The 14,659-nt window shown below is 68.8% G+C and carries 17 protein-coding genes; 12 read left to right on the top strand and 5 right to left on the bottom strand.

The window, feature by feature from the left end; translation table 11 throughout:
- Positions 1–14: 14 nt before the first annotated feature.
- The 8 genes from TBD_RS00370 to TBD_RS00335 are packed head-to-tail and all read left to right on the top strand — an operon-like array spanning position 15 to position 7,179.
- Complete coding sequence (locus TBD_RS00370; RefSeq protein ID WP_041432143.1) at positions 15–347, top strand: c-type cytochrome; 333 nt, start codon at positions 15–17, stop codon at positions 345–347.
- Complete coding sequence (locus TBD_RS00365; protein WP_011310588.1) at positions 337–1,512, top strand: cytochrome D1 domain-containing protein; 1,176 nt, start codon at positions 337–339, stop codon at positions 1,510–1,512. Before TBD_RS00370 ends, TBD_RS00365 begins: the two co-directional genes overlap by 11 nt.
- Positions 1,509–2,513: a siroheme decarboxylase subunit beta gene (locus TBD_RS00360; RefSeq protein WP_011310587.1), complete on the top strand. Its 1,005-nt coding sequence runs from the start codon at positions 1,509–1,511 to the stop codon at positions 2,511–2,513. The genes TBD_RS00365 and TBD_RS00360 overlap by 4 nt, the downstream gene beginning before the upstream one ends.
- Positions 2,513–2,956 (top strand): Lrp/AsnC family transcriptional regulator, encoded by a 444-nt coding sequence (locus tag TBD_RS00355; protein ID WP_011310586.1) that lies wholly within the window; start codon positions 2,513–2,515, stop codon positions 2,954–2,956. The genes TBD_RS00360 and TBD_RS00355 overlap by 1 nt, the downstream gene beginning before the upstream one ends.
- A complete protein-coding gene (locus TBD_RS00350) occupies positions 2,953–3,453 on the top strand; it encodes a siroheme decarboxylase subunit beta (RefSeq protein ID WP_011310585.1) in 501 nt (166 codons plus the stop codon). Before TBD_RS00355 ends, TBD_RS00350 begins: the two co-directional genes overlap by 4 nt.
- A gap of 10 nt (positions 3,454–3,463) precedes the next feature.
- On the top strand, positions 3,464–4,663 hold the full coding sequence (gene nirJ / locus TBD_RS00345) for a heme d1 biosynthesis radical SAM protein NirJ (RefSeq protein ID WP_011310584.1): 1,200 nt from the start codon (positions 3,464–3,466) through the stop codon (positions 4,661–4,663).
- Entirely contained in the window at positions 4,663–6,216 is a 1,554-nt protein-coding gene (locus TBD_RS00340) for a nitrite reductase (protein WP_011310583.1), read from the top strand. The genes nirJ and TBD_RS00340 overlap by 1 nt, the downstream gene beginning before the upstream one ends.
- A gap of 57 nt (positions 6,217–6,273) precedes the next feature.
- A complete protein-coding gene (locus TBD_RS00335) occupies positions 6,274–7,179 on the top strand; it encodes an arginase (RefSeq protein WP_011310582.1) in 906 nt (301 codons plus the stop codon).
- Between the two features lie 22 nt (positions 7,180–7,201).
- Here the strand turns inward: TBD_RS00335 and TBD_RS00330 are convergent, their stop codons facing one another.
- Positions 7,202–7,840, bottom strand: coding sequence for an MBL fold metallo-hydrolase (locus TBD_RS00330; RefSeq protein ID WP_011310581.1), 639 nt, complete (start codon positions 7,838–7,840; stop codon positions 7,202–7,204).
- 30 nt (positions 7,841–7,870) lie between these two features.
- On the opposite strand from TBD_RS00330, the gene TBD_RS00325 reads away from it, so the two are divergent.
- From TBD_RS00325 to TBD_RS00310, 4 genes are all read left to right on the top strand, one after another.
- A complete protein-coding gene (locus tag TBD_RS00325) occupies positions 7,871–8,527 on the top strand; it encodes a HEAT repeat domain-containing protein (RefSeq protein WP_011310580.1) in 657 nt (218 codons plus the stop codon).
- A 173-nt stretch (positions 8,528–8,700) separates the two neighbouring features.
- A complete protein-coding gene (gene rnk / locus TBD_RS00320; RefSeq protein WP_011310579.1) occupies positions 8,701–9,117 on the top strand; it encodes a nucleoside diphosphate kinase regulator in 417 nt (138 codons plus the stop codon).
- Between the two features lie 6 nt (positions 9,118–9,123).
- Entirely contained in the window at positions 9,124–10,014 is an 891-nt protein-coding gene (locus TBD_RS00315) for a DMT family transporter (RefSeq protein ID WP_011310578.1), read from the top strand.
- Positions 10,015–10,106: 92 nt separating this feature from the next.
- Positions 10,107–10,775, top strand: a complete 669-nt coding sequence (locus TBD_RS00310) for a c-type cytochrome (RefSeq protein WP_011310577.1) — start codon at positions 10,107–10,109, stop codon at positions 10,773–10,775.
- Positions 10,776–10,811: 36 nt separating this feature from the next.
- Here the strand turns inward: TBD_RS00310 and TBD_RS00305 are convergent, their stop codons facing one another.
- Genes TBD_RS00305 through TBD_RS00290 form a run of 4 tightly spaced genes read right to left on the bottom strand, consistent with a single transcriptional unit; the run spans position 10,812 to position 14,647 of the window.
- The gene (locus TBD_RS00305; RefSeq protein WP_011310576.1) at positions 10,812–11,129 is read right to left on the bottom strand and encodes a hypothetical protein; all 318 of its coding nucleotides are present in this window, start codon (positions 11,127–11,129) and stop codon (positions 10,812–10,814) included.
- Entirely contained in the window at positions 11,126–11,527 is a 402-nt protein-coding gene (locus TBD_RS00300; protein WP_011310575.1) for a DUF2237 family protein, read from the bottom strand. The genes TBD_RS00305 and TBD_RS00300 overlap by 4 nt, the downstream gene beginning before the upstream one ends.
- 56 nt (positions 11,528–11,583) lie before the next feature.
- Positions 11,584–12,888, bottom strand: coding sequence for a lytic murein transglycosylase (locus TBD_RS00295; RefSeq protein WP_011310574.1), 1,305 nt, complete (start codon positions 12,886–12,888; stop codon positions 11,584–11,586).
- Positions 12,881–14,647 carry an N-acetylglutaminylglutamine amidotransferase gene (locus TBD_RS00290; protein WP_011310573.1) on the bottom strand — a complete coding sequence of 589 codons (1,767 nt, stop codon included), beginning with the start codon at positions 14,645–14,647 and terminating at the stop codon, positions 12,881–12,883. Before TBD_RS00290 ends, TBD_RS00295 begins: the two co-directional genes overlap by 8 nt.
- Positions 14,648–14,659: the final 12 nt, after the last annotated feature.

The raw sequence follows: 14,659 nt of genomic DNA, 5'->3' as shown, positions 1-14,659 counted from the left end.
GACAGCGAGAACACATGCAAACCTTGACGACAGCGGGAACGGTGATTGCCATGGCCTTCAGTAGCGCTTTCGCCGCCTCGCCCCCGCTCGGCCCGCAACGCCAGAACGAACTTGTCCATCTGGTGCGCCAGGACTGCGGCTCCTGCCATGGCATGCAGCTTCGCGGCGGCCTCGGCCCCGCGCTCACGCCCGAAACGCTGAAAGACAAACCGGCCGATTCGCTGGTCAGCACGATTCTTCACGGGCGGCCCGGCACGGCCATGCCGCCATGGAAAAACCTCCTCTCCGAGTCCGAAGCGGACTGGATCGTGGACAAGCTGCAAAAGGGGTTCCCCGATGCGCGCTAGGATTCCCGTACTTTTTCTGCTTGCCCTCGGCGCCCTGACGGGCTGCGCCGGCACGAACCTGCGCGGCACCGGCGACCTCGGCGTCGTCATCGAACGCGCCAGCGGCAGCGTGCAGATTCTCGACACCAGCCGACGCACCAGCCTGGCGAAAGTGGAGGGCCTCGGCGACCTCTCCCACGCCTCCGTCAGCTACTCCCGCGACGCGCGCTATGCCTATGTATTCGGCCGCGACGGCGGATTGAGCAAGATCGATCTGCTAACCCAGCGCATCGATCGCCGCATCATCCAGGGCGGCAACAGCATCGGCGGCGCCATCTCGGCCGACGGCAAGCTGGTCGCCGTGGCCAACTACCAACCCGGCGGCGTGAAAGTATTCGACGCCGACACGCTTGCGCTCATCGCCGACATTCCCGCCATCGGCGCCGATGGCGCGCGCTCCAAGGTCGTCGGCCTGGTCGACGCCCCCGGGCAGCGCTTCGTGTTCAGCCTGTTCGAGGCCGGCGAGATCTGGGTCGCCGACATGCACGAGCCGAAGCGGCCGCTGCTGCGCAAATTCGCCGCTGCCGGCAAGGAACCTTACGACGGCATGATCACCTCCGACGGCCGCCACTACGCCGCCGGCCTCTTCGGCGAGGACGGGGTGGCCCTGCTCGATCTGTGGAACCTCGACACCGGCGTCAAGCGCGCGTTGGTCGAGTTCGGCCGCCACGGCGAGAAACTGCCGGTCTACAAGATGCCCCACCTGGAAGGCTGGGCCGCGACCGGCGGCCGGATCGTGCTGCCCGCGGTCGGCAAGCACGAGGTCATCATCGCCGACCAGACCAGCTGGAAGGAAATCGCGCGCGTTCCGGTCGCCGGCCAGGCGGTGTTCGCGGTGGCACGCCCCGACGGGCGCCAGGTGTGGATCAACTTCGCCTTTCCCGACAACGACACGGTGCAGGTGCTCGACCTGCCCTCGCAGCGCATCGTGCAGACCCTGAAGCCCGGCAAGGGGGTGCTGCACCTGGAGTTTTCCCCGCGCGGCGAGCAGGTCTGGCTTTCGCTGCGCGACGAGAATCGCATCGAGATCTACGACCCCGATACCTTCGCCCGCATCGGCACCCTGCCTGCGCAGAGCCCGAGCGGAATCTTCTTCACCGTGCGTGCCCACAGGATCGGACTATGAGCGACATCCAACTCAGCCTGCTCAACGATTTCCAGCGCGGCTTTCCGCTCACCTCCACGCCCTTCGATGCCATCGCGCAGCGCCTCGGGCTGGACGTGGAGGCGCTGCTCGATACCCTGCGCCGGCTGACGCGGGAAGGCGTCGTCAGCCGCGTCGGCGCGGTGTTTCGCCCCAACCGCGTCGGCGTCAGCACGCTCGCCGCCATGGCCGTGCCGGAAGGGCGGCTTGACGAGGTGGCCCGGCTCGTCAGCGCGCGCCCCGAGGTCAACCACAACTACGAACGCGAACACCGCTTCAACCTCTGGTTCGTCGCCGCGGCCGCGAACCCGGCGCAGCTGGAGCAGGCGCTGCACGACATCGAGCAGCAGACCGGTCTTGCGGCAATGCGCCTGCCCATGGTGCAGGACTACCACATCGACCTCGGCTTCGATCTGCGCCGCAGCGTCGGCCTGACCGACCGGCACCAGCAGAAAGCCGCCCCTTCGCGCGCGCTCGAACTCGACGCCCTCGACTACGTCCTGGTCGAGGCGATCCAGGAAGGCCTGCCCCTGGTGGCGCGCCCCTATGCCGAAGTCGCGGCATTCATCGGGACGTCGGAAGCCGACGTGCTGATCCGGCTGGGACGGCTGCTCGATCACGGCGTCATCAAACGCCTGGGCATCGTCGTCCGCCACCACGAGCTGGGCTTCCGCGCCAACGCCATGGTGGTGTGGAATATCCCGGATGAACAGGTCGACGAATTCGGCCGCTGCGTCGGCGCCTCGGGTCTGGTGAACCTCTGCTACCAACGCCCGCGCCGCCTGCCCGAGTGGCCCTACAACCTGTTCTGCATGATTCACGGCAAGGATCGCGACGCGGTGCTGGAACACCTCGACCATCTGCGCGACCAGTGCGGCCTGACGGACTTTCCCTGCGAGGTGCTGTTCAGCAAGCGGCGCTTCAAGCAGACCGGCGCGCGCTACCTCGCGGCGCAGCCGAAGGCGGCGGCGGAGGCAACTTGATGGACGAGCTCGACCGCGCCCTCGTCAACACCCTGCAAGGCGGCTTCCCGATCTGCGAACGGCCCTATGCCGAGGTGGCGGCCCGCGTCGGCAGCGACGAGGCGACCGTCATCGCCCGCATCGACAGCCTGCTCGCGCGCGGCCTGCTGTCGCGCTTCGGCCCCATGTACCATGCGGCGCAGATGGGCGGCGCGCTGAGCCTGGCGGCGATGGAGATCCCGCCGCAGGACTTCGAGCGGGTGACGGAAATCGTCAACCGCCAGCCCGAGGTGGCGCACAACTACGCGCGCGACCACCGCCTCAGCATGTGGTTCGTGCTGGCCACCGAAACCCCCGCCGCGCAGCAGGACACGATCGCGCGCATCGAGCGCGAGAGCGGCTATCCGGTCTACAACATGCCGAAGATCCGCGAATATTTCGTGGAACTGAAACTGCACGTATGAACGCCCGCGACGACTTCCGCCCGCTCGACGACACCGACCGCCGCATCATCCAGGCGACGCAGGCCGGGCTGCCGCTGACGCCGCGCCCCTACCACGCCGTCGCCGAACAGCTCGGCCTGCCGGCGGCCGAGGTGATGCAGCGCATGCAGCGCATGCTCGACCTCGGCGTCATCCGCCGCATCGGCGCCGTGCCGAACCACTACGCGCTGGGCTATCGCGCCAACGGCATGACGGTGTGGGACGTCGCCGACGAGCGCATCGACGAACTCGGCGAGCGGATCGGCCAGCTCGACTTCGTCACCCACTGCTACCGGCGCCCGCGCCACCTGCCGGACTGGCCCTACAACCTGTTCGCCATGGTGCACGGCAGGACGCGCGAGGAAGTGGAGGCGAAGGCCGCGCTCATCGCCGACGCGTTGGGTACGGCGAGCCGCGCGCGCGACATCCTGTACAGTACGCGCATCCTCAAGAAAACCGGCCTGCGCATCGGCGCATAGGAGAAAAGACATGTTCCGCATCTCCCGATACCTGCAGGAGCTCGCCCAGCCGACCCCGCTCGGCCCCGAACGCACGCCGCCCGGCCCGGTGGTGATCTGGAATCTGGTGCGGCGCTGCAACCTCACCTGCAAGCATTGCTATTCGATTTCCGCCGACAAGGACTTCCCGGGCGAGCTCGGCACCGACGAGGTGTTCGCGGTGATGGACGACCTCAAGCGCTTCCGCGTGCCGGTGCTCATCCTCTCCGGCGGCGAGCCGCTGTTGCGCCCCGACATCTACGCCATCGCGCAGCGCGCCAAGGACATGGGCTTCTACGTCGGGCTGTCGTCGAACGGCACCCTCATCGACGAGCACAACATCGAGCGCATCGCCGCGATCGGCTTCGACTACGTCGGGGTTTCGCTCGACGGCATCGCCGCGACCCACGACCGCTTCCGCCGCATGGACGGCGCCTTCGACGCCTCGCTGCGCGGCATCCGCCTGTGCCGCGACCGCGGCATCAAGGTCGGCATCCGCTTCACCCTGACCCAGGACAATGCGCAGGACCTGCCCGCGCTGCTGCAGCTGATGGAGGACGAGCGGCTCGACAAGTTCTACCTCTCGCACCTCAACTACGCCGGCCGCGGCAACACCAACCGCAAGCACGACGTGGTGCACCAGGCCACCCGCCAGGCCATGGACCTCTTGTTCGACACTTGCTGGCGCTACCAGCAGGCCGGGCTGCACAAGGAGTTCGTCACCGGCAACAACGACGCCGACGGCGTCTACCTGCTGTTCTGGATCCGCCGCCACTTCCCCGCGATGGAAGGCCACATGCGCGCCAAGCTCGCGCAGTGGGGCGGCAATTCCAGCGGGGTCAACATCGCCAACATCGACAACCTCGGCAACGTGCACCCGGACACCTTCTGGTGGAACTACAGCCTCGGCAACGTCAAGGAGCGGCCGTTCTCGGAAATCTGGCCCGATACCAGCGATCCGCTGATGGCCGGGCTCAAGGCCAGCCCGCGCGCGGTCAAGGGGCGCTGCGGCGAATGCGCCTACTTCGACATCTGCGGCGGCAACACCCGGGTGCGCGCCTACCAGCTCACCGGCGACCCCTGGCAGGAGGACCCCGCCTGCTACCTCGACGACGAGGAGATCGGGGTCACCACACCGCACGAGCGGCTGACCGTGACGCCCTATGTGCCGCTGCGGCGGGTGGCGCGCTGATGCAGCACTTTTCCCGCCTCTGCATGCTTGCCGCCGCCCTGCTGGCAAGCTCGCCCGCGTCCGCCGCCGAACCGGTGCCCGCGGTCTACGCCCGACACTGCGCCAGCTGCCACGGCATCGACCGCCTCGGCGGCACCGGCCCTGCGCTGCTGCCGGAAAACCTGGAACGGCTGCGCAAACCCGAGGCGCTGAAAGTCATCGCCAATGGCCGCGCCGCTTCGCAGATGATGGCCTTCGGCGACAAGCTCTCTGCCGCCGAGATCCAGGCGCTGACGGATTTCGTCTACACGCCGCCCGCCAGCGTGCCCGTCTGGGGACTCGCCGAGATCAAGGCGTCGCGCATCGAGAATTTCAAGGCTGGCAGCCTGCCGGACACACCCGCATTCAAGGCCGACCTGCTCAACCTCTTCGTGGTGGTGGAAACCGGCGACCACCACGCCACCCTCCTCGACGGCGACAGCTTCAAACCCATCCACCGCTTCCAGACCCGCTTCGCCCTGCACGGCGGGCCGAAGTTCACGCCCGACGGGCGCTATGTCTATTTCGCCTCGCGCGATGGCTGGATTGCCAAGTTCGACATCTGGAACCTCAAGATCACGCACGAGATCCGCGCCGGCATCAACACCCGCAACCTCGCCGTGTCGGGCGACGGGCGTTACGTGATCGTCGGCAACTATCTGCCGCAGACCCTGGTCGTGCTCGATGCGGCCGACCTCACGCCGCTCAAGCTGATCGAGGCGAAGGACGACACCGGCAAGCGCTCGCGCGTTTCCGCGGTCTATGATGCGGCGCCGCGCAAGAGCTTCATCGCCGCGCTGAAGGACGTCAAGGAGGTCTGGGAGATCCCCTACACCGACGAGCACGAGCCGATCTTCCCGGGGCTGGTGCACGATTTCCGCATGGCCGAAGCACTCGCCGACAAGGGGCCGTTCCCGGTCCGCCGCATCCCGCTCGACGACTACCTCGACGATTTCTATTTCGACCAACCCTACCAGCACCTGATGGGCGCCTCGCGCGAGGGCGGCAAGGGTCAGGTCGTCAACCTCGACGCGCGCATCAAGGTCGCCGACCTCGACATCCCGGGCATGCCGCACCTCGGTTCCGGCATCACCTGGGATTACCAGGGCCGCCCGGTGATGGCGACACCGAACCTCAAGTCCGGCGTGATCAGCATCATCGACATGAAGAACTGGAAGGTGATCAAGCGGGTCGAAACGCTCGGCTCGGGCTTCTTCATGCGCAGCCACGAGAACACGCCCTACGCCTGGACCGACAATTTCATGAGCCCGGCCAAGGACACGCTGACGATCATCGACAAGCGCACGCTCGAGGTCGCGCGCAACCTGACCCCGGAGCCCGGGAAGACCGCGGCGCACGTCGAGTTCACCCGCGACGGCAGGTACGCGCTCGTCAGCATCTGGGAAATGGACGGCGCCTTGATCGTCTACGACGCGGCGACCTTCAAGGAAGTCAAACGCCTGCCGATGAGCAAGCCCTCGGGCAAGTACAACGTCTACAACAAGACGACACGCTCGGCCGGCACGAGCCACTGAGCGACGGCGCCGTCGCGTTCGCTCGCCCGCCTGGCGGCCCACCTGCTAGGCTGAAGCATGTCAGAGCCCAAGCCCGAGCGCAGCATCATCGTGATCGGCGCCGCGAGTTGCGCCGGCGCACCCGACCCGGGCTGCGCCGCCGGGCCCGACGCCCTACATCATTACGAGGTGTTCCACGACACCCCGCTGCAACGCGTCGCCTGGGACGCGATCCTGCGCGTGCCGCGCATGCCGCCGCAGGCAGCCCTGATCGCGGTCTCCGCACTCAACCGCAAGCTCGCGGAAAAGGTCCATGGCGTGCTCGACGAGGGCAATTTCCCGCTCGTCGTCGGCGGCGACCACTCGTGCGCGATCGGCACATGGAGCGGCGCCCAGCGCGCGCTCGCCGACCGCGGCGCGCTCGGACTGATCTGGATCGACGCGCACATGGACAGTCACACCTTCGATACGACGCAGAGCGGCCAACTCCACGGCATGCCGGTCGCAAGCCTGCTCGGCCGCGGCCATGCGGCGCTGCGCGCCTTCGGCCCGCCGCTGCCCGACCTGCGTCCGGGCGACCTGTGCCTGATCGGCGTGCGCAGCTACGAGGCCGGCGAGGCGGCGCTGCTGCATCAACTCGGCGTGCGCGTCTACACGATGGACGAAGTGCGCGCGCGTGGCCTTCGCGCCGTGTTCGACGAGGCGCTGGCGCGGGTGCGTGCCCGCACCGCCGGCTTCGGCGTCAGCGTCGACCTCGACGCGCTCGACCCCGAGGAGGAGCCGGGCGTCGGCTCGCCGGTGCCGGGCGGGATCCGCTGCGCCGAACTCGCCGCGGCGCTCGCGCGGCTGCGCGGCGACCCCGACTTCATCGCGATGGAAATCGTCGAATACAACCCCTACCGCGACCGCGACCGCGCGACGGCGGACGCCGCAGGCGCCTTCGTCGAAGCGGTGACGCCGCTCGCGTCGAAGCCGGCGCGCTGAACTGCCGGCGGAAACGCGGCGCTCAGCCGGCGGCGTCGCCGACGAAGGGGTTGTCGCGGCGCTCGTGACCGAAGCTCGACATTGCGCCGTGACCCGGGACGAAGCGCACGTCGTCGCCGAGCGGAAAGAGCTTCTCGCGGATCGCCGCGACCAGCGCGCGGTGGTTGCCGCGCGGAAAGTCGCTGCGCCCGATCGAGCCCTTGAACAGGACGTCGCCGACGAAGGCGAGGCGGGCGGACGCGTCGTAGAACACGACGTGCCCGGGGGTGTGGCCGGGACAGTGCAGCACGTCGAAACGGATCGCGCCGACGTCGACCGTGTCGCCGTCCTCGAGCCAGCGGTCCGGCGTGAACGCCTTCGCCGGCGGAAAACCGAACAGCTCGGCCTGCTGCGGCAGGCTGTCGAGCCAGAACGCCTCGTCGCGCTGCGGGCCGATGATCGGGATGCCGAGCCGCTCGCGCAGTTCGAGCGCGGCGCCGACGTGATCGAGATGGCCGTGGGTCAGGAGCACGCTCGCGAGCACGAGCTTCCGCCGCGAGACCTCGTCGAGCAGCCGCTCGGTCTCGCCGCCCGGGTCGATCAGCGCGGCGACGCCGTCGGCGTCCCACACGAGCGAACAGTTCTGCTGATACGGCGTCACGGGGAGGATGGTAAATTCCATGGCATCGATTATCCGCCGATCCGCCCCGCCATGTCCCTGCCCTCCGGAAACGCACCCGACGCGCTGCTGCTGCTCTCGACCCACTGTCCGCACTGTCCGGCCGTGCTCGCGGCGCTCGCGGATCTCGTGAAGCAGGGCGTGGTCGGACGCCTCGAAGCGGTCAACCTCGAGCAGCATCCCGAAGTCGGACAGGCGCTCGGCGTGCGCTCGGTGCCGTGGATACGCATCGGCCGCATCGAACTTTCCGGCGTCCACGGCAAGGCCGAGCTCGCGACGTGGGCGGCGAAGGCCGATAGCGAAGCCGGCATCGCAGACTGGTTCCATCAGCTGCTGAAGGAGGGCCAGTTGCCGCGCGCGCAGGCCACGATCGAGGCGGACCCGGCGCTGCTCGCCGCCGTGCTTCCGATCGTGGGCAACGTCGACGCCAGCCTCAACGTCCGCCTCGGCGCCGGCGCGCTGCTCGAGCAATTCGCCGGCACCACGGCCCTGCGCGTGCTGCTGCCGCGCCTCGGCGAACTGTCGCAGCACCCCGACGCACGCGTGCGCGCCGACGCCTGCCACTACCTCGGCCTCACCGCCGACGCCGCGGCGAAGCCTTGGCTCGACGCGCGCGTCGAAGACGACGACGCCGACGTCCGCGAGATCGCTGCGGACAGCCTGCAGGCGATTGCCGGCGGGTCGACGTAAGCGCGCGCTCGACCGCTCGACCCCGCCGTCCGCGGGTTCCCGCGACTGGATCGCGACAAGGCGACACGCCCCCAACGTGACTGGCCGCGCGCCGCGCGCGGTGCTATAGTTTTGCGCAACACCGCCCGCGCTCCGGCCCGGGCGGTTTTCATTTTGCACAGCAGGAGACCGCCATGGAAATCACGACCCGTCCCGCCATCACCGTATCCGAGCGCGACCTCGAGCGCCTCGAAGACATGCTCGCCGGTCTGCCCGATGACCTTCCGGGCGCCGAGGCATTGCGCGACGAACTCGACCGCGCCGAGATCCTGCGCCCGGAGGCGATGCCCGCCGACGTGGTGACGATGAATTCGCGCATCCGCTTCGTGGTCGAGCCGGCTGGCAAGGAAATGGAGATGACGCTCGTCTACCCGCGCGACTTCACGGGCAGCCCGGACCAGCTCCCGGTGACGACGCCGGCCGGCATCGCCGTGCTCGGCCTCGCGGTCGGCCAGGAGATCGAGTGGCAGGCGCCGAACGGGCAGAAGGTCGGCGCGCGCATCGTCGATCTCGCCTATCAGCCGGAGCGCGCGGGCGACTACATGCGCTGAGCCGTCGTGTCGATTCCTGCCGCCTACACGGCGGTCATCGTCATCTGGTCGACCACGCCGCTCGCCATTCAATGGAGCGCGCAGGGCGCCGGCTTCAGCTTCGCCGTCGCCGCGCGCATGCTGATAGGGCTGGCGGTATGTCTGCTCGTGGTCGGCGCGACCCGCACCGCGCTGCCGCTCGACGCAGCGGCGCGCCGCCTCTATGCCGCGAGCGGCTTGTCGCTGTGCGTGTCGATGCTGCTGACCTACTGGGGCGCCCTGCATATCCCGTCGGGGCTGATCTCGGTCATTTTCGGCCTCTCGCCGCTGCTGACCGGGGTCTTCGCCGCGCTCTGGCTCGGCGAGCGCACGCTCACGCCGCAGCGCATCAGCGGGCTCGTGATCGCGCTCGGCGGACTGTGGCTGATCTTCGGCCAGCCCTGGCCCGGCGACGCCGACGCGCGACTCGGCACCGCGGCGGTGCTCGGCGGCATGGCGGTACAGGCGCTCGGCCTGGTGTGGGTCAAACGGCTGAACGTCGGCGCCTCCGCGCTCGCAACGACCACCGGCTCGCTCGGCGTCGCCGTGCCGCTCTTCGTTCTGGTGTGGCTCGTCGCCGACGCCGGCGCCTTCCCCGCCGGCATCAAGGCGCGCGCGGGCTGGGCGATCGTCTACCTCGGCGTGCTGGGGTCGGTGGTCGGATTCACGCTCTACTATTACATGATCCGGCGCCTCGACGCCGGGCGCGTCGCGCTGATCACACTCGTGACCCCGGTGTCGGCGCTACTCCTCGGGCAGGCGTTCAATGCTGAAACGATTCCGCTGGCCGGCTGGGCCGGGATCGCCCTGATCGGCGTCGGCCTCGTGCTTTACGAGTGGCGGGCGCTGGGCCAGCTTCGCCGGCACGCCGCGGGTTAGCCGGCGCGCGGCAGCCCCTCAAGATCGCCGCTTTCTTGCCGTAAACATCCAGACAACATTAACGATATTTGTGTCTTTTTAAGGATGTTTCCGTGCCCTTGAACCCGCGCTTCCGCCTGCACCGCTCGCTCCTGATCGCCGCCGTCGCCGCCTCGGCTTCACTGCACGCCAAGGAAAAGCCGGTCGAGCCGTCGCCCGCAGCGCTGCACGCGCAGCTCGCACAGATCGACGGCGACGCGACTCGCCTGCCGGCCGCACTCACGCGTGGCGAGAAAGGCGCGGCCGTGTGCCGTCACTGCCACGGCGTCGGCGGCAACAGCGTACGCCCCGAGGTGCCCAATCTGGCGGGCCAGAACCCCGACTATCTGCTCGAGCAGATGAACAAGTTCGTACACGGCCAGCGCCAGTCGTCGGCCTTCATGAGCGGCATGATCAAGGCGCTCTCGCCCGACGAGCGGATCGACGTCGCGCTCTTCCTGTCGCGCCAGCCGGTCCTCAAAAAGCCGGCGCAGACCAACGCGCGGGCCGTCGCGGGCGCGGAGCTCTACGGCAAGCTCTGCGTCAGCTGCCACGGCGCGAGCGCCGGCGGCGCGCACAAGATTCCGCGGCTCGCCGGGCAGCAGGTGCAATACCTCGAGGATTCGTTGAAGCGCTACCGCGACGGCGGCGGCGAACGCGTCGATCCGCGCATGGCGGCCTACACGCGCAACCTCAAGAACGCCGACATCGAGGCGCTCGCGGCGTATCTGTCGGCCTTGTGAGACTCAGGCGGCGCGCCATCCTGCGCGGCGCCCGGTTCACTTCTTGATACGCGGCAGCGGTGGTGCAGCGAGCACGGCGTCGAGCGCCGAACGGCTCGCCTGCGCGATCGCCGCGCCACCGCCCTTGTAGGCTTCGGGCCGCGGGACGAAGGCGCCGCAGTCGTTCGCGTGCGTCTTGTCGGCGACGCGGCGCGCGCTCGGTTCGCGGCACTGCCCGGGACGATGGGCATCAAAATGCCGGCACATGCGGCAGACGTGCAGCGCGCTGCGGCAGCTCGGGCAGGTCTCGCCGCGAGCTAGCGGCAACAGCAGGCCGGCGAGACTCGCGCCGCATTTCCAGCATTGCAGCGTCATGCGCCGGCGTCGTCCGGGCCCGGATAATCGGGATAGCGCAGCGCGTGATATTTGAGATCGCCGAGCGCGATCCCGGCCAGCGCGCGCTCGTGGGTCGCGTCGAGGATCACCGGCGGCGCGACACCCGCCTCGGCGGCGTCGAGCCAATGCACCGCGCACAGGCACCAGCGGTCGCCCGGCTTGAGCCCGGGAAAGTCGTGCTCGGGCGCCGGCGTGACGAGGTCGTTGCCGCACTGCAGCGCATAGTCGAGAAACGCCTCGGTCATCTGCGCGCAAACCGTGTGGCTGCCGACGTCGTGCGGGCCGGTGTGGCAGACGCCTTCACGCGTGAATCCGGTCAGCGGCGACGCGCTGCATACCTGCAGCAGCCCACCCAAAACGTTGCGCGCTTCGCTCACTCCGCCCTCCAGTCCGTCTCCAACGGGGAAAAAATAGCACAGCTCGCCGTCCTCGTTCAGTGCGGGTTGACGTCGAAGCTCGGCGGCTCCGCTTCCGGTTCGGGCTCGGCGCGCGGGAACGCGGCCGCGTGGGTCCGTGCGACGTGGGCCATGACGGCACTGCCCGGGTAGCCGTCGGCCGGCAGTGCATGCACGACCTGATAGCGGCGCAGCGCGGCCTGCGTCTGCGGCCCGAGCACGCCATCCGGTTCGCCGGCGTCGAAGCCGAGCTCGTTGAGCGCCTGCTGCAGCAGTTTCACCTGCACGAGGCTGAGCGCCGCTTCCTCGACCGCCGGATGCACGAGGCCGTCGCCGTCCGCGAGTTGCTGGGCGAGTTGCGCGACCGTCAGCGCGTAGCTGACCGAGCGGTTCCACCGCATCACGACGTCGAAGTTGTCGAACACCATGAAGGCCGGCCCCTCCCACCCCTGCGGCAGGACAATCCCGGCCTTGCCGTTCACCTGCGGCAGCGTGCATCCCGATGCGGCGCGCACGCCGGCGGCGGCCCAGTCCGCGACCGGCTGGCGATGGCCGGCCCGGGCTTTACGCAGATCGAAGTCGGGCGGCAGCGTGACCTCGACCGCGATGGGCTCGCCACTGCGCCAACCGGCACGGCTCAGGTAATTCGCCGCCGAATTCATCGCGTCGGGCAGCGATTGCCAGAGGTCGATGCGCGCGTCGCCGTCGGCGTCGACCGCGTAGGCGCGAAACGTCGATGGCATGAACTGCATGTGCCCCATGGCGCCGGCCCACGAGCCGTTCATCTCGGGCGCGGTCACGTGCCCCGCGTCGATGATGCGCAGCGCATCGAGCAGTTCCTTGCGAAAGAAGGCACTGCGACGGCCGTCGTAGGCGAGGGTGGCGAGGCTCGCGGGAATGTTGAGGCCGCCCTTGAACGCGCCGTAACGCGTTTCCAGACCCCAGAACGCGGCGAGCACGTTGGCCGCGACGCCGTAGCGCGTTTCGACCGCGTCGAACAGATCCGCGTGCGCCTCCAGCATCGTCTGGCCGCGGTCGACCTGTTCCGACGTGACGCGCCGCGCCAGATAGGCGGCGAAGGTCTGCAGGAATTCAGGCTGGCGGCGGTCGAGCTCGATCACGCGTTCGACCGGCTCGATACCGTCGAGCGCGCTGGCCAGCGTGGCCGGCGAGATGCCCTGCGCCTGTGCCTCGTCGCGAAATGCCGCGAGCCAGGTGTCGAAATCGGTCTCCTCGGCGTGCGCCGGGAACGCGAGCGCGACGACGACCGCGAGCGCCGCGGCAATGTCGGGCCGCGCCGCGCGCAGCCTCGCGGCAAAGGTACGCGCCCGCGACTCAGACATGCGTCTGCAGCCAGTATTCGAGCAGCGCGAGATGCCAGAGCTTGCTGCCCTGGATGCGGGTGTGATGCTGTTCGGGCGCGTCGAGCAGGTGCTCGACGTAGGCGCGCCGGTAGAGGCCGCGCTGGCGGCAGGCCTGTGAATCGAGGATGTCGCGCATGAAGTCGAGAAACTCGCCGCGTACGTATTTGAGTGCCGGCATCGGGAAATAGCCTTTCTTGCGATCGATCACGGCGTCCGGGACGCGGCCGCGCGCGATGCGCTTCAACACGTGCTTGCCTTCGGACGCGAGCTTCATCGCGGGCGGCATCGTCGCCGCGAGCTCGACGAGCGTGTGGTCGAGGAACGGCACCCTCGCCTCGAGCCCCCAGGCCATCGTCATGTTGTCGACCCGCTTGACCGGGTCGTCGGTGATCAGCATCGTCGTGTCCGTCCGCAATACCTGGTCGATGAATTCGTCGGCGAAAGGTTCCGCGAGACGCGCGGCGATGAGCTCGCCGGTGTAATCGGGTCCGTGGTAGCGCGGGTCGGCGAGTTCGAGAAACTCGGCGTGGTCGCGGTCGAAATAATGGCGGCGGAAGCGGTCGAGCGCGCTGCCTTCGGCCTCGGCCGCCATGCGCGGATACCAGAAGTAGCCGCCGAACACCTCGTCGGCGCCCTGGCCGCTCTGCACGACCTTGACGGTCCTGCTGACCTGCTCGGCGAGCAGGTAGAAGGCGACCGCGTCCTGCGCGAACATCGGCTCGGACATCTCGCCGACGGCCTCGGGCAGACGCCGCAGCACTTCCGAATTCGGGATCAGATACTTGTGGTGCCGCGTGCCATACATCGCCGCGACCGGGTCGGAGTATTCGAATTCGTTGCCGCGCTCCTCGGGATGGTCCTCGAAGCCGACCGAAAAGGTCATGAGGTCGGAGACGCCGAGCTCGGCGAGCAGCGCGACGAGCAGACTCGAATCGAGTCCGCCGGAAAGCAGCACGCCGACCTTGACGTCGGCGATCTCGATGCGTTTCTGCACCGCGCGCCGCAGCGCGTCGTGGATCGCGTCGGTCCACTCGGCTTCGCTCCTGGTTTCGGCCGGACGTTGCGCGTGCAGGCTCCAGTAACTGCGGTGGCGCAACTCGCCGCGTAGATTAACGGTCAGCGTCGTCCCCGGAGCGAGCTTGCGCACGCCGTTGAGGATCGTGCGCGGCGCCGGCACGACGGCGTGCAGCGTGAACAGGTGATGCAGGGCGACGGCGTCGAGCCCGGTGTCGACCTCGCCCGCGGCGAGCAAGGCCTGCGGCGTCGAGGCGAAGCGCAGGCTGCCGGCGTTTTCGCTGTAATAGAGGGGCTTGATGCCGAGCCGGTCGCGCGCGAGGAAGAGTTCGTCGCGGTGCCAGATCGCGAACGCGAACATGCCGTGCAACCGCTCGACGCAGCGCTCGCCCCATTCGAGGTAGGCGCGCAGGATGACCTCGGTATCGCCGTCGGAATGGAAGGCGTGGCCCAGCGCGATGAGCTCGGCGCGCAGTTCGGGATAGTTGTAGATCGTGCCGTTGAACACGAGCGCCGTCCCGGTCGCGGCGTCGACCATCGGCTGCGCCGAGCGCGGCGAGAGGTCGATGATCGCGAGCCGGCGGTGGCCAAGCCGCAGAGGGCCCGCTGCGTGCTGGCCTTCCGCGTCGGGTCCGCGGCGGGCGAGCCGCGCGAGCATGCGCGTCATCGTCGCCGCATCGGGCGCCCTGTCGTCGAACCGCAATTCACCTGCTATGCCGCACATACCTTGCCCTTT

The sequence above is a fragment of the Thiobacillus denitrificans ATCC 25259 genome (assembly GCF_000012745.1).
GTDB classification, from domain to species: Bacteria; Pseudomonadota; Gammaproteobacteria; order Burkholderiales; family Thiobacillaceae; genus Thiobacillus; species Thiobacillus denitrificans_B.
This window is presented reverse-complemented; position numbering and strand designations above follow the sequence as displayed.

Excerpts from the sequence above, each read along its gene's own strand:
- TBD_RS00295 (WP_011310574.1), bottom strand. The coding sequence starts at position 12,888 with ATGTCTGAGTCGCGGGCGCGTACCTTTGCCGCGAGGCTGCGCGCGGCG.
- TBD_RS00340 (WP_011310583.1), top strand. The coding sequence starts at position 4,663 with ATGCAGCACTTTTCCCGCCTCTGCATGCTTGCCGCCGCCCTGCTGGCA.
- TBD_RS00335 (WP_011310582.1), top strand. The coding sequence starts at position 6,274 with ATGTCAGAGCCCAAGCCCGAGCGCAGCATCATCGTGATCGGCGCCGCG.
- TBD_RS00350 (WP_011310585.1), top strand. The coding sequence starts at position 2,953 with ATGAACGCCCGCGACGACTTCCGCCCGCTCGACGACACCGACCGCCGC.
- TBD_RS00355 (WP_011310586.1), top strand. The coding sequence starts at position 2,513 with ATGGACGAGCTCGACCGCGCCCTCGTCAACACCCTGCAAGGCGGCTTC.
- TBD_RS00305 (WP_011310576.1), bottom strand. The coding sequence starts at position 11,129 with ATGACGCTGCAATGCTGGAAATGCGGCGCGAGTCTCGCCGGCCTGCTG.
- TBD_RS00370 (WP_041432143.1), top strand. The coding sequence starts at position 15 with ATGCAAACCTTGACGACAGCGGGAACGGTGATTGCCATGGCCTTCAGT.
- TBD_RS00330 (WP_011310581.1), bottom strand. The coding sequence starts at position 7,840 with ATGGAATTTACCATCCTCCCCGTGACGCCGTATCAGCAGAACTGTTCG.
- TBD_RS00365 (WP_011310588.1), top strand. The coding sequence starts at position 337 with ATGCGCGCTAGGATTCCCGTACTTTTTCTGCTTGCCCTCGGCGCCCTG.
- TBD_RS00290 (WP_011310573.1), bottom strand. The coding sequence starts at position 14,647 with ATGTGCGGCATAGCAGGTGAATTGCGGTTCGACGACAGGGCGCCCGAT.
- nirJ (WP_011310584.1), top strand. The coding sequence starts at position 3,464 with ATGTTCCGCATCTCCCGATACCTGCAGGAGCTCGCCCAGCCGACCCCG.
- rnk (WP_011310579.1), top strand. The coding sequence starts at position 8,701 with ATGGAAATCACGACCCGTCCCGCCATCACCGTATCCGAGCGCGACCTC.
- TBD_RS00325 (WP_011310580.1), top strand. The coding sequence starts at position 7,871 with ATGTCCCTGCCCTCCGGAAACGCACCCGACGCGCTGCTGCTGCTCTCG.
- TBD_RS00360 (WP_011310587.1), top strand. The coding sequence starts at position 1,509 with ATGAGCGACATCCAACTCAGCCTGCTCAACGATTTCCAGCGCGGCTTT.